A 13,458-nucleotide genomic window follows, 5' to 3' on the forward strand; every position below is an offset into this window, starting at 1 on the left:
TTCCTTATTTATCCTTACCTACGTGTAAAATCGCTAGGAAAGCCTCTTGTGGTACTTCAACGTTACCCAAAGACTTCATACGTTTTTTACCTTCCTTCTGTTTTTGTAATAGTTTTTTCTTACGGCTTACATCACCACCATAACATTTTGCTAATACGTTCTTACGTAATTGTTTTACGGTCGAACGAGCAATAATGTGGTTACCAATTGCTGCTTGAATTGCGATATCGAATTGTTGACGTGGAATTAATTCACGCATTTTTTCTACTAACTCGCGACCGCGGTAAGGAGCATTGTCCTTGTGAACAATCAACGCAAGGGCATCAACACGCTCTCCGTTAATCATAATATCAACACGCACCATATCTGCAGCTTGGAAACGTTTGAAACCATAATCTAGTGAAGCATAGCCACGAGAGGTCGATTTTAAGCGATCGAAGAAATCTAAGACTACTTCCCCCATTGGAATTTCATAAGTTAACGCTACTTGGTTACCGTGATAGACCATATTAGTTTGTACACCGCGCTTTTCCACGCAAAGAGTAATCACATTACCTAAATAGGTTTGAGGCAATAACATATTACATTCTGCAATTGGTTCACGAATTTCTGCAATATTATTTAATGGTGGAAGTTTTGAAGGGCTATCCACATAAATCACCTCACCATCGGTTTTTTCTACTTCGTAAACTACTGTTGGAGCTGTAGTAATCAAGTCAAGATCGTATTCACGTTCTAAACGCTCTTGGATGATCTCCATATGTAATAGACCCAAGAAGCCACAACGGAAACCGAAGCCAAGTGCGGTTGAGTTTTCTGGCTCATAGAATAATGATGCATCGTTAAGGCTCAATTTGCCTAATGCATCACGGAAAGCCTCATAATCATCAGAGCTGATAGGGAATAAGCCTGCATAAACCTGTGGTTTAACTTTTTTAAAGCCTGGTAATACAGAAGATGCTGGGTTGTTGTGTAATGTAAGCGTATCACCTACTGGTGCGCCTAAAATATCCTTAATAGCACAAACAACCCAACCTACTTCACCGCAGTTTAATACAGTGGTATCTACTTGTTTTGGTGTGAAAATACCAAGACGATCAACGTTGTAAGATTGTCCTGTCGACATTACTTTGATCTTATCTCCTTTGCGTAATGTACCATTTTTGATGCGTACTAAAGACACAACACCCAAGTAGTTGTCAAACCAAGAGTCAATAATTAGTGCTTGTAATGGTGCATTTGGGTCACCTTCAGGTGCTGGAATTTTATGGACGATTTCTTCTAATACATCCTCAATTCCAAGCCCCGTTTTTGCTGAACAGCGAACTGCTTCCATCGCATCAATACCGACAATATCTTCGATTTCTTCGGCAACACGCTCAGGATCTGCAGCCGGCAAGTCAATTTTGTTTAAAATAGGCACCACTTCTAGATTCATTTCGATTGCAGTATAGCAGTTAGCAAGGGTTTGAGCTTCTACACCTTGTCCTGCATCGACAACTAATAATGCTCCTTCACAAGCCGCTAATGAACGAGATACCTCATAAGAGAAGTCAACGTGTCCTGGCGTATCAATGAAGTTTAATTGATAAGTTTCGCCATCTTTTGCTATGTAGTTTAAAGTTACGCTTTGTGCTTTAATTGTGATACCGCGCTCACGCTCAAGATCCATCGAGTCAAGCACTTGTGCTTCCATCTCTCGATCAGATAAACCACCACAAGTTTGAATTAAACGGTCTGATAATGTGGATTTACCGTGGTCAATGTGTGCAATAATAGAAAAGTTACGTATATTCTTCATATTAAAAAATCAATTTATGTATAAAAATTCGATAAAGTTAAACTGGAAGATTCTACCTGAATATTATGTTATTCGCTAGTAATAGCTGAGAAGTGCGGTCAAATATTATGAAATTTTTTCTAAGGCAGGAGATTTAAGAGTAAGCTTATATAAAAAAGCGCTCCACCTAAAAGGTAAGAGCGCGATCCTTAATGGAAAGGAAATGAAAAATTATAAACTTTCAGTGAAAGTACGTGTGATTACATCACGTTGTTGTTCTGGTGTTAATGAGTTGAAACGTACAGCATAACCAGAAACACGAATTGTTAATTGTGGATATTTTTCTGGGTTGTTTACAGCATCTTCTAATGTTTCACGACGCAATACGTTCACGTTTAAGTGTTGACCACCTTCAACTTTTACAGTTGGAGCAACGTCAACTGGTAATTCACGATACTCGATTTGACCTAATTCACTTACTGCAACGATTTGATCTTCAGTGAATTCGCCTTTTGCACATAAACAACGTGCTTCACCTTTTTCGCTATCTAATAACCAGAATGAGTTGAGTAAGTTGTCATTAGCTGCTTGAGTAATTTGAATACCTTTAATCATTGTATGCCTCCTAATTTGGCGATTTGTTAATCAGTTTAAATTGTACAGAATTTTATCAAAAATTTTGATGATTTCAAATTCTTTTGACATAGACCAAGGTGTTTTTCTCAGTTAATTTTCAAAATTTGATGTAAATCAAATTTATTTGTTAAGTATATGATTTGAATTAGTTTTTATTTAACAAAATTTAAACATATATTTAACATTTGGGTGATAAAGCGCTCAATCTAGCTATCAATTTTGTGATAGGTTATTTATAATCTGCATTTCAGCTAGGGGAGAATAAAATGAAAACGTGGAAAGATGTGATTGGGATAGAAAAGGAACAACCTTATTTTAAACATATTCTAGAACAAATTCATCAAGCACGATCCTCTGGAATAGTCGTATATCCACCAGCAAGTGAAGTATTTAGTGCTTTCCAACTGACTGAATTTTATCAAGTTAAAGTAGTCATTTTAGGTCAAGATCCTTATCATGGAGCAAATCAAGCACATGGATTAGCCTTTTCTGTTAAACCAGGTATTCAACCACCGCCTTCTCTAATGAATATGTATAAAGAATTAACCCAAGATATTGAAGGTTTTCAAATACCAAATCACGGCTATTTAGTCCCTTGGGCTGAGCAAGGGGTTTTAATGCTTAACACCGTGTTAACGGTTGAACAAGGTAAAGCGCATTCACACGCTAATTTTGGTTGGGAAATTTTTACGGATAAAGTGATTGCTGCATTGAATGAGCAACGTGAGAAAATTGTATTTTTATTATGGGGCAGTCATGCACAGAAAAAAGGGCAATTTATTGATCGCAATAAACATTTTGTGTTGACAGCCCCCCACCCATCACCATTATCAGCACATCGTGGTTTTTTAGGCTGCCGCCATTTTTCAAAAGCCAATCAATACCTTGTTGAGCAAGGTTTATCACCAATCCAGTGGCAATTAGCCTCGATTTAATAGGGAAAAAGATTATGTTAGCGATTATTTCACCTGCAAAAACCTTAGATTTTGAAAGTGTGGTACCAAAATTTGAATTTTCTCAACCGCACTTAACGGATTATAGTGAACAATTAATTGAGGTTTGTCGCAAGCTTTCACCAGTAGATATTGGCTCTTTAATGTCAATTAGCGATAAGCTTGCAGGATTGAATTTTGTACGATTTGCAGAATGGCAAAAACCGCATAATGAGCAAAACTCACGCGCTGCAATTTATGCTTTTAAAGGTGATGTTTACACTGGATTAGAAGTTGAGACTTTATCTGAAGAAGATGTGCTTTTTGCACAACAGCATTTGCGTATACTTTCAGGTTTATATGGTTTGCTCAAACCATTAGATTTTATGCAACCCTATCGCCTTGAAATGGGAACAAAATTAACTAACCCAAAAGGCAAAGATCTTTATGCTTTTTGGGACAACGTGATTACTAACTCCTTGCAGCAAGCCATTGATGAACAAGATGATAATATATTAGTGAACTTAGCTTCTGACGAATATTATAAATCAGTTAAAGAAAACCAATTAAATGCGACTATTATTAAGCCTGTCTTTTTAGATAATAAAAATGGCAAATATAAAGTAATTAGCTTTTATGCGAAAAAAGCGCGAGGTTTAATGTGTCGCTATATTATTCAAAATCGTTTAACTAATGCTGAGCAGTTACAGGATTTTGATTTGGGTGGTTATTGGTTTGATGCAACAAGTTCAACTGCAACAGAATTCATATTTAAACGTGATTTGGCGGAATAATATGAAAAAAAACACTTTTATTTTTACTGTATTTTTAACTTTATTGTTGAATGCTTGTGTATCACCACCAAAATTGTCTATACCAGAAAAAATTGAATATAAAAAACACACTTATTTTCTTACTGGTCAGCAAGATCTTGGCTCTATAGCACGTTTTTTCTATTTGGAGAAAAAAGATAGTTTAGAAACTTGGAAAAGTGCGGTGGAATTATTACACGATCGCAACTATATGCAGCAGAGTTTGGATGATCGTATTGCATTACGTAAACGCGTTTATAGCAATACAGGTGTGAAACATTTTAAGTTCCAACAAAAAAATGGTGATTTATATGCCTTTGTAATTTATGAACCAACAGTTAAAAATAATGATTGGCAGGTGGATGTTGCAAAAGGCAAAAATATGCTGAATTGTGGCTTCGTGCAGTATCAGTATTCTTTGAAAGTACCGAAAACTAAAAAAATTCGTAATATGAGCAATGAAAAAGTAGTTCGTTACCTGAAAAAATATGTTGCAGAAAAAGAGCTTAAACAACTTCGCAAACTTGATTGGGCTTGGGGTTGCCAATAATGGCTGATGTATATGCCGAACAGATTAAAAAGGCCTCTAATTTTGCAGTATTCACTGCACTGATGTTAGTTAGTATAAAAAGCTTTGCTTGGTGGCAAACAGGTGCGGTAACAATGTTAGCTTCTATTGTGGATTCCACTTTAGACTTATTTGCTTCATTGATGAACTTACTGATTCTACGCTTTTCTTTAATGCCTGCCGATGATAACCATTCTTTTGGACACGGAAAAGCAGAGCCTTTGGCTTCATTAGGACAAGGTATGTTTATTTCAGGTTCAGCAATTTTCTTACTATTACAGGGTATTCAGCGTTTGGATGAGCCCCAACCCTTAGAAAATACTGAAGTGGGTTTGTTGGTCACCTTATTTGCTATTTTAGCTACTTGTATTTTGGTGTATTACCAAAGTAAAGTGATTGCTGAAACCAATAGCCCAGCAATAAAAGCAGATAGATTACATTATCAAACTGACTTGCTAATGAATATCGGTATTTTAATTTCTTTGATCTTAAGTATACACGGTTTTATTCTGGTTGATGCGATGGCCGCAGTGATTATTGCTGTTTATATTTTGGTTAGTGCAATAAAAATGTCTTTTGATGCAGTGCAATTATTATTGGATATTGCATTACCAGAAAATGAAATTGAGAAAATTGAGCAGATTATTTTGTCGGATCCGCGTATTCTCGGTTTTCACGATTTGCGAACTAGACAATCGGGTGTAGTTAAATTTATTCAACTAGATTTAGAGCTTGATGATCACCTTTCTTTTTTAGAGGCTCACAACATTACAGAACATTTGGAAGAACGTTTACGAGCTGCCTTTGATAAGGTTGATATCGTAATTCATCATGAGCCTACCAGTGTGGTTCAAGCTGAAAAATTGGAAAATACGAACTAGATCAAATCCAGTTCGATTTTTAATAAAATTTGCTAGAGCAGAGCATTTGAATAGTGTAATCTTAGCGACGTTTTTCGATTCATTTTTTATTTTAAAGTAAGGTATAAGTTATGATTAAAAAAATAGCAGTATTAACCAGTGGTGGTGATGCACCGGGAATGAATGCCGCAATTCGTGGCGTTGTGCGTACGGCCCTTTCTGAAGGTTTAGAAGTCTATGGTGTTTATGAAGGTTACTACGGCTTATATCACAATAAAATTAAACAACTTACCCGTTATAGCGTATCAGATATGATTAACCGAGGTGGTACTTTCTTAGGTTCCGCACGTTTCCCTGAATTTAAAGACCCTGCAGTACGTGCAAAATGTGCAGAAATTTTACGTTCTCATGGGATTGATGCATTAGTAGTTATCGGTGGTGATGGTTCATACATGGGCGCAAAATTATTAACTGAAGAACATGGTTTCCCTTGTGTGGGTATTCCAGGTACGATTGATAATGATGTTGCTGGTACTGATTATACTATTGGTTATCAAACTGCGCTTGAAACTGCTGTTGAAGCAATTGACCGTTTACGTGATACCTCAAGCTCACACCAACGAATTTCTATTGTGGAAATCATGGGACGCCATTGTAGTGATCTTGCTATTTCTGCGGGTATCGCAGGTGGTTGTGAATATATTGTAGCATCTGAAGTTGAGTTTAACCGTGAAGAATTAATTCAACAGATTGAGCGTAGTATTATCAAAGGCAAACGTCACGCAATTATCGCTATTACCGAATTAATTTGTGATGTGAATGAGCTTGCACGAGAAATCGAAGCACGTGTAAAACACGAAACGCGCGCAACAGTTCTAGGGCATATTCAACGTGGTGGTACTCCTTGTGCATTTGACCGTATTTTAGGTTCTCGTATGGGGGTTTATGCAGTGGATCTTTTATTACAAGGTAAAGGCGGTTATTGTGTTGGTATCCAAAACGAACAGCTTGTTCACCACGATATTATCGATGCGATCAACAATATGCGTCGTGAATTTAAAGCAGACTGGTTAGCACTTTCTAAACGTTTAGATTAATTCAGTAAACCAAAAACAAAAAGAGCGGTGGAAATTTCCACCGTTTTTTATGTCTTGAAAAAACTATTTAGTTTTTCGTTCTAACAAGCAAAGTACTTCATAATGATGTGAGTGCGGGAACATATCAAACAATTGAATTTTTTGTAATTGATAGTCGGTCAATTCCGTTAAATCTTTCCCCATTGTTTCGGCATTGCAACTGGAATACAGAATAAAGTGCGGTGCTAATTTATTTAGAAATTGTGCCAATTCTGTGCCAATACCTCGACGAGGCGGATTTACAATCACTAAATCCGGTGTTTTGCTTTGTTCAAACGCAAAATTCTTGGCATCAAGCGCTTGGAAACTCACATTTTTTAAGCTTAATTGCTGTGCAGATTGTGTTGCTGCTGCAATGGCTGAAGCTGAAATTTCAATCCCCGTTAATTCAATGTCTTTATTTGGATTTGTTTGCTGTAACACGGTTGCACAATGCAAACCAAAACCACCGACTCCACAAAATAAATCCCAAAGGTGAGTAATTGGTAAATCTTTAATCCATTGTTGAGCTGTGCGATATAAACCTTCCGCTACTTTCGGATTGGTTTGGAAAAAACCTTGTGGACGAATAAAGAGTGGAATTTGGTTAAAGGACTCTGGCAATGTTTGTTGTTCTGTGAGGAAAATCTCTTTTTCCCCTTCTAAAATGGCAGCGTGTTGCGGTTGAATGTTTAAACTCACTACTTTCAATTGTGGCAATTTTGCCATTAAACCTGCAAATTCACGTTGAATTAACGGCAATTTGGTTTCTGAACGCAAGACAAAACGCAACATTAAACCACCGTCCATTTGACTTTCGGTCAATAGAATATATTTCAATTCCCCTTTTTGCTTTGTAATGTTGTAAGGTACTAAGCCTGCACGTGCGATAAAATCTTTTAACACCGAAAAAATCTGAGCGAAATGGGTAGGATAAAGCGGGCAATCTGTTAAATCAGTGATGCTTTGTGGGTGGCTCAAAATAGGGCGCTCCACCATTCCGCTTACTGCCATTTTGGCTTTATTACGAAATGCTTGTAATTCAGAGGCGTAAGGTGCTTCCCATTGCGTTTGGCTACAATCAATATGCGCAAGCTGTTGTTTTAAATGCTGCTGTTTTTTGTCGAGCTGTGTTGCATAAGGGAAAGCTAACCATTGGCAAGACTGACAATGGCCCTGCTGATAATGTTGGCAAGGCAAGGCTAAAGGTAAATGAGTTGATGGCATAATTAACAGTTATTTTTGGCTTTGTAGTCGAGCCAATCTTGTTGAAGTGCGGTCAATTTTTTCTGATTTTCTAACCAACGTGAAGTTGCCTCAAGTTCAGACCAACGAATTGATTTACGTTTGAATAATTGGTGTAAACGTTGCTGGCGCAATTCAAAGTGCGGTTGTTTTTCTTGAAGTTTGAGATTATCTAATACTTGAATTACACCTTCACGTTCATTACAAAGGAGAAGTAAGTCACAACCCGCATCTAAAGATTGCTCACAACGCTGCACAAAATTACCCATAAAGCCAGCACCTTTCATTCCTAAATCATCAGAGAAAATTGCACCGTTGAAGCCGAGTTGTTGGCGCAAAACTGAATTTAACCAATAAGTTGAGCCACTTGCAGGTTGTAGATCGCATTGTGTATAAACTACGTGTGCAGGCATAATCGCATCAAGCTGTTTTTGCTGAATAAGTTTTTGAAATGGTAGAATATCTTGTTCAAAAATTGTTTTTTGGGAACGTTCATCATAAGGTGTTTCTAAATGAGAATCAGCGAGCACGTGTCCGTGCCCCGGAAAGTGTTTACCTGTTGCTGACATTCCTACTTCATGCATTCCATCAATAAATGAAGAAGCAAGTGTGATTGTTTTATCTATTTGTGTATGGAAGCTGCGATCACCAATGGCTTTGCATTGATGACCAAGATCTAAAACCGGCGCAAAGCTGAGGTCAATATCAAGAGCAGTCATTTCTACAGCCATTTGCCAGCCTGCTTGTTTTGCCATTTCTGTTTGCTGAATTGGGTCGTTTAACAATGTCGCAAATGCTTGCATTGCTGGCAATTGTGTAAAGCCTTCTCTAAAACGTTGAACGCGTCCACCTTCTTGATCGACAGTGATTAATAACGGCTTTTTCACACGCTGACGAATATCACGCACAAGTGCCTGCATTTGTTCTCTATTATGAAAATTGCGGGTGAATAGAATTAAGCCCGCAACAAGAGGGTGCTCTAATAATTCAACTTCTTCTTGGCTTAATTCTTTACCATCAAGATCGATCAATAATGTGGACATAAACACCTATTTTAAACGAATGTATAAGCGGTAGTTTTGGCTTTCTGCTGTTGGTTTAGTTAAAGGAATGGTATATTGTTCATTAGCTTGTAACATCAATGAATATTTTTGTTCAGAAAGGAACGAATGTTGTTGTGTTACGCCTAATTTGTCATACCAAAATAATTGATAATCAATATTGATGTTATGATCGGTTTTGTTTTTTATCCAAGCTGAATTGGTTGTTATTTCTGCTTCTATGACAGCATTAGCATCAGCTTCAATATTTAAAATTGGCTGATGGGTATGCACTAAGCTTGCTGGCTGATTTGAACCACAGCCAACAAGTAGAGTAATTGAAAATAAAAGTGCGGTAAATTTTTTCATTATTTTGCTAACATTCTGCCTAATGTTTCACCACCAACAAGATGCATATGTAAGTGGAAAACCTCTTGACCGCCGTGTTTATTACAGTTCACGATTAAACGATAGCCGTCTTCTGCAATCCCTTCTTCTTTCGCTAGTTTTGCTGCGACAGTGAATAAACGACCAAGACTGATTTCATCTTGTTCAGTGACATCATTGGCTGTTGGAATCAGTTTGTTTGGAATAATTAAGATATGTGTTTTAGCTTGTGGTGAAATATCACGAAATGCTGTGACTAGCTCATCTTGGTAAACAATATTTGCGGGAATTTCTTTACGAATAATTTTACTGAAAATTGTTTCTGCTGCCATCTTGTTTATCCTTCTAAATTTTGTAAAAACACACCGCACTTTTTAACAGAAAATGGGTAAAATGGCAATTATTTCAAGCCAGAAACCCTCTGCATATTTAGGATACATATACGCCTAAAATTGCTTAAAATATGAAATGTTAATTTAATGTTAAATATTGTTTGATTTATTGTTAAAATATTGATTTATAATAACATTATTGCGGAATTTGATCTAGCTTAAGAAAATTTTGGTTAGAGTGTTTTTTGAGCTGGAAAACGCTTTCATTTTGAATTAAAACTCCCTATAATTAACAAAAATTATAAAAAATAAAATTTTTTTAAATGCTTAATGATTTCGACTTTAATATAGTGAATCAACTCGCATTACGAAGTATTCATTTATGGGAGATTTCCAATGAAAACTGAAGATTCAACGTCAACCTGCATTGTGCCGCCAGCTGGTATGGCACAGATTGGCGAAGATGTCGGTGTTTATAAAGCCACAAAAAAACAAATCTATTCTTTCTTTTCTGCTATTCCTGCAGGCGCATTTATTGCGATTGCCTTTGTCTTTTACGCAACTACTCAAACTGGAAGCGGTGATGCACCCTGGGGGTTAACCAAATTAGTTGGCGGTATTGTTTTCTCTCTTGGTGTAATTATGGTCGTTGTCTGTGGCTCAGAACTCTTTACATCTTCAACAATGACAGCCGTTGCTCGCGCAAGCGGACGAATTACAACAACACAAATGCTACGCAACTGGGTCGTAGTGTATTTCGGTAATTTTACCGGCGCAATTTTTATTGTATTGCTCACTTGGTTTGCAGGCCAAATTATGGCGGCTCACGGGCAATGGGGTTTAACGATTTTAAAAACAGCACAACATAAAATTCATCACACGTGGACAGAAGCCTTTGCACTAGGCATTTTCTGTAACATTATGGTGTGTATCGCAGTGTGGATGACTTACGCAGGTAAAACATTATTAGATAAAGCCATCATTATGATTTTACCAATTGCAATGTTCGTTGCTTCTGGATTTGAGCATAGCGTGGCGAATATGTTTATGATCCCAATGGGAATGATGATTGCACACTTCGCTTCACCTGAGTTTTGGCAAGCAATTGCAATGGATTCAGCTCAATTTGCAGATTTAGATGTTTATCATTTTGTTGTAAAAAATTTAATTCCCGTGACGTTGGGGAACATAGTGGGTGGTGCTTGCTGTGTAGCATTAGCACAATGGTACATTAATCGCCCTCATTAAAAAATAGTTTAGGTTGCGAAGTGCGGTCAGTTTTTAAGCTGTTTTGATCACCTTTGCGTAAGTATCGAAGATTTTATTCTAATTAATAGAAGGTAATTTAATATGAGTCAATTAACTGAAGCTCAACAAAAAGCTTGGGAAGGGTTTGCAGCTGGTGAGTGGCAAACTGAAGTGAACGTTCGTGATTTTATCCAAAAAAACTACACTCCGTATGAAGGTGATGAGTCATTCTTAGCTGATGCAACTGAAGCGACGACAAAATTATGGAATGATGTAATGGAGAAAATCAAAGTTGAGAATAAAACTCACGAGCCGTATGATATCGACTGTGACACTCCATCGACAATTACTTCTCATGCTCCGGGTTATATTGATAAAAACTTAGAGAAAATCGTTGGTCTTCAAACTGATGCGCCTTTAAAACGTGCAATTATGCCGTTTGGTGGTATCAATATGGTGAAAGGTTCTTGTAAAGTTTACCGTCGCGAATTAAAACCTGAAGTTGAACAAATCTTTACTGAATATCGTAAAACACACAACCAAGGTGTATTCGATGTTTATACTCCAGATATCTTACGTTGCCGTAAATCAGGCGTAATTACTGGTCTTCCAGATGCTTACGGTCGTGGTCGTATCATCGGTGACTATCGTCGTATGGCACTTTACGGTGCAGACTTCTTAATGAAAGATAAATTCAAACAATTTACTTCATTACAAGACAAATTAGAGCGTGGCGAAGATATCCAAGCAACAATTCAATTACGTGAAGAAATCGCAGAACAGCACCGCGCTTTAGGCAAAATGAAAGAAATGGCAGCATCTTATGGTTATGACATTTCTGGTCCAGCAACTAATGCTCATGAAGCAGTTCAATGGACTTATTTTGCATACCTAGCAGCAGTTAAATCTCAAAACGGTGCGGCAATGTCATTCGGTCGTGTTTCTACATTCTTAGATATCTATATCGAGCGTGACTTAAAAGCAGGTAAAATCACAGAACAAGAAGCTCAAGAGTTAATTGACCACTTAGTAATGAAATTACGTATGGTGCGTTTCTTACGTACTCCAGAATACGATCAATTATTCTCTGGTGACCCAATGTGGGCAACTGAAACATTGGCAGGTATGGGCTTAGATGGTCGTACATTAGTAACCAAAAACAGCTTCCGTATCTTACACACCCTTTACACAATGGGTCCTTCTCCAGAACCAAACTTAACAATTCTTTGGTCTGAAAAATTACCAGAAGGTTTCAAACGCTATGCAGCTAAAGTATCTATCGATACTTCATCTGTTCAGTATGAAAACGATGACTTAATGCGTCCTGACTTCCAAAACGATGACTATGCGATTGCTTGCTGTGTATCACCAATGATCGTTGGTAAAATGATGCAATTCTTCGGTGCTCGTGCAAACTTAGCGAAAACTTTATTATACGCAATCAATGGTGGTGTGGATGAGAAATCTGGTGACCAAGTTGGACCGAAAACTGATCCAATTACAAGCGAATACTTAGATTATGAAGATGTAATGACTCGCTTAGACAGCTTTATGGATTGGTTAGCAAAACAATATGTGACTGCATTGAACATCATTCACTTTATGCACGATAAATATGCATATGAAGCAGCATTAATGGCACTTCACGATCGTGATGTATTCCGCACAATGGCTTGTGGTATCGCAGGTCTTTCTGTGGCAGCAGACTCATTATCTGCAATTAAATATGCGAAAGTGAAACCAGTTCGTGGCGACATTGAAATCAAAAACAAAGCTGGCGAAGTTGTTGGTGTCGCGAAAAACGTAGCAATCGACTTTGAAATCGAAGGTGAATATCCACAATTCGGTAACAACGATAACCGTGTAGACGAAATCGCTTGTGACTTAGTTGAACGCTTTATGAAGAAAATCCAAAAATTGGGTACTTATCGTAATGCGACACCGACACAATCTGTACTTACTATCACATCTAACGTGGTTTATGGTAAGAAAACAGGTAATACTCCAGATGGTCGTCGTTCAGGTGCACCATTCGGACCAGGTGCGAACCCAATGCACGGTCGTGACCAGAAAGGTGCGGTAGCTTCATTAACATCTGTTGCTAAATTACCATTTGCGTATGCGAAAGACGGTATTTCATACACCTTCTCAATCGTACCAAATGCATTAGGTAAAGATTACGAAGCTCAAAAACGTAACCTTGCAGGTTTAATGGACGGTTATTTCCACCACGAAGCAACAATCGAAGGTGGTCAACACTTAAACGTGAACGTAATGAACCGTGAAATGCTATTAGATGCGATGGAAAACCCAGAGAAATATCCTCAGTTAACTATCCGTGTTTCTGGTTATGCAGTACGTTTCAACTCATTAACTAAAGAGCAACAACAAGACGTAATTACTCGTACATTCACTCAAGCGATGTAATTCCTCTTTATTCTCTCAAACAAAAACCTCTGCTTAATGCAGAGGTTTTTTTATAACCACAAATTAGACCTGTTAA

At 37.5% G+C, this 13,458-nt stretch carries 13 protein-coding genes; 7 read left to right on the top strand and 6 right to left on the bottom strand.

Going from position 1 to position 13,458, the window contains the following annotated elements; translation table 11 throughout:
- Positions 1–4 precede the first annotated feature (4 nt).
- Together lepA and grcA are read right to left on the bottom strand one after the other, a co-directional pair.
- Positions 5–1,801 carry a translation elongation factor 4 gene (lepA, locus tag CKV78_RS01630; RefSeq protein WP_005764700.1) on the bottom strand — a complete coding sequence of 599 codons (1,797 nt, stop codon included), beginning with the start codon at positions 1,799–1,801 and terminating at the stop codon, positions 5–7.
- Positions 1,802–2,011: 210 nt separating this feature from the next.
- The gene (grcA, locus tag CKV78_RS01635) at positions 2,012–2,395 is read right to left on the bottom strand and encodes an autonomous glycyl radical cofactor GrcA (protein WP_005764698.1); all 384 of its coding nucleotides are present in this window, start codon (positions 2,393–2,395) and stop codon (positions 2,012–2,014) included.
- 287 nt (positions 2,396–2,682) lie between these two features.
- Between grcA and ung the strand changes: the two genes are divergently transcribed.
- The 5 genes from ung (at position 2,683) to pfkA (ending at position 6,685) form a co-directional block, all read left to right on the top strand.
- Positions 2,683–3,351, top strand: a complete 669-nt coding sequence (gene ung / locus CKV78_RS01640) for a uracil-DNA glycosylase (RefSeq protein WP_005764695.1) — start codon at positions 2,683–2,685, stop codon at positions 3,349–3,351.
- 14 nt (positions 3,352–3,365) lie between these two features.
- Positions 3,366–4,142: a peroxide stress protein YaaA gene (yaaA, locus tag CKV78_RS01645; protein ID WP_032855634.1), complete on the top strand. Its 777-nt coding sequence runs from the start codon at positions 3,366–3,368 to the stop codon at positions 4,140–4,142.
- A gap of 1 nt (position 4,143) precedes the next feature.
- Positions 4,144–4,710: a hypothetical protein gene (locus CKV78_RS01650; protein WP_005764691.1), complete on the top strand. Its 567-nt coding sequence runs from the start codon at positions 4,144–4,146 to the stop codon at positions 4,708–4,710.
- The gene (locus CKV78_RS01655; protein ID WP_005764688.1) at positions 4,710–5,609 is read left to right on the top strand and encodes a cation diffusion facilitator family transporter; all 900 of its coding nucleotides are present in this window, start codon (positions 4,710–4,712) and stop codon (positions 5,607–5,609) included. The genes CKV78_RS01650 and CKV78_RS01655 overlap by 1 nt, the downstream gene beginning before the upstream one ends.
- A gap of 110 nt (positions 5,610–5,719) precedes the next feature.
- A complete protein-coding gene (pfkA, locus tag CKV78_RS01660; protein ID WP_005764686.1) occupies positions 5,720–6,685 on the top strand; it encodes a 6-phosphofructokinase in 966 nt (321 codons plus the stop codon).
- A 63-nt stretch (positions 6,686–6,748) separates the two neighbouring features.
- On the opposite strand, the gene rlmC is transcribed toward pfkA, so the two are convergent.
- Genes rlmC through hinT form a run of 4 tightly spaced genes read right to left on the bottom strand, consistent with a single transcriptional unit; the run spans position 6,749 to position 9,707 of the window.
- Positions 6,749–7,930, bottom strand: coding sequence for a 23S rRNA (uracil(747)-C(5))-methyltransferase RlmC (rlmC, locus tag CKV78_RS01665; RefSeq protein WP_032855633.1), 1,182 nt, complete (start codon positions 7,928–7,930; stop codon positions 6,749–6,751).
- Positions 7,931–7,932: 2 nt separating this feature from the next.
- On the bottom strand, positions 7,933–8,991 hold the full coding sequence (gene nagZ / locus CKV78_RS01670) for a beta-N-acetylhexosaminidase (protein ID WP_032855632.1): 1,059 nt from the start codon (positions 8,989–8,991) through the stop codon (positions 7,933–7,935).
- 6 nt (positions 8,992–8,997) lie between these two features.
- Positions 8,998–9,357, bottom strand: coding sequence for a YcfL family protein (locus tag CKV78_RS01675; RefSeq protein WP_005764681.1), 360 nt, complete (start codon positions 9,355–9,357; stop codon positions 8,998–9,000).
- Positions 9,357–9,707: a purine nucleoside phosphoramidase gene (hinT, locus tag CKV78_RS01680; RefSeq protein WP_005764679.1), complete on the bottom strand. Its 351-nt coding sequence runs from the start codon at positions 9,705–9,707 to the stop codon at positions 9,357–9,359. The genes CKV78_RS01675 and hinT overlap by 1 nt, the downstream gene beginning before the upstream one ends.
- Before the next feature lie 396 nt (positions 9,708–10,103).
- Between hinT and focA the strand changes: the two genes are divergently transcribed.
- Both focA and pflB read left to right on the top strand, forming a co-directional pair.
- Positions 10,104–10,955 carry a formate transporter FocA gene (focA, locus tag CKV78_RS01685; RefSeq protein ID WP_005764677.1) on the top strand — a complete coding sequence of 284 codons (852 nt, stop codon included), beginning with the start codon at positions 10,104–10,106 and terminating at the stop codon, positions 10,953–10,955.
- Between the two features lie 102 nt (positions 10,956–11,057).
- Complete coding sequence (gene pflB / locus CKV78_RS01690; RefSeq protein ID WP_005764674.1) at positions 11,058–13,382, top strand: formate C-acetyltransferase; 2,325 nt, start codon at positions 11,058–11,060, stop codon at positions 13,380–13,382.
- The last annotated feature ends 76 nt before the right edge of the window (positions 13,383–13,458 follow it).

This window comes from Pasteurella dagmatis (assembly GCF_900186835.1).
GTDB classification, from domain to species: Bacteria; Pseudomonadota; Gammaproteobacteria; order Enterobacterales; family Pasteurellaceae; genus Pasteurella; species Pasteurella dagmatis.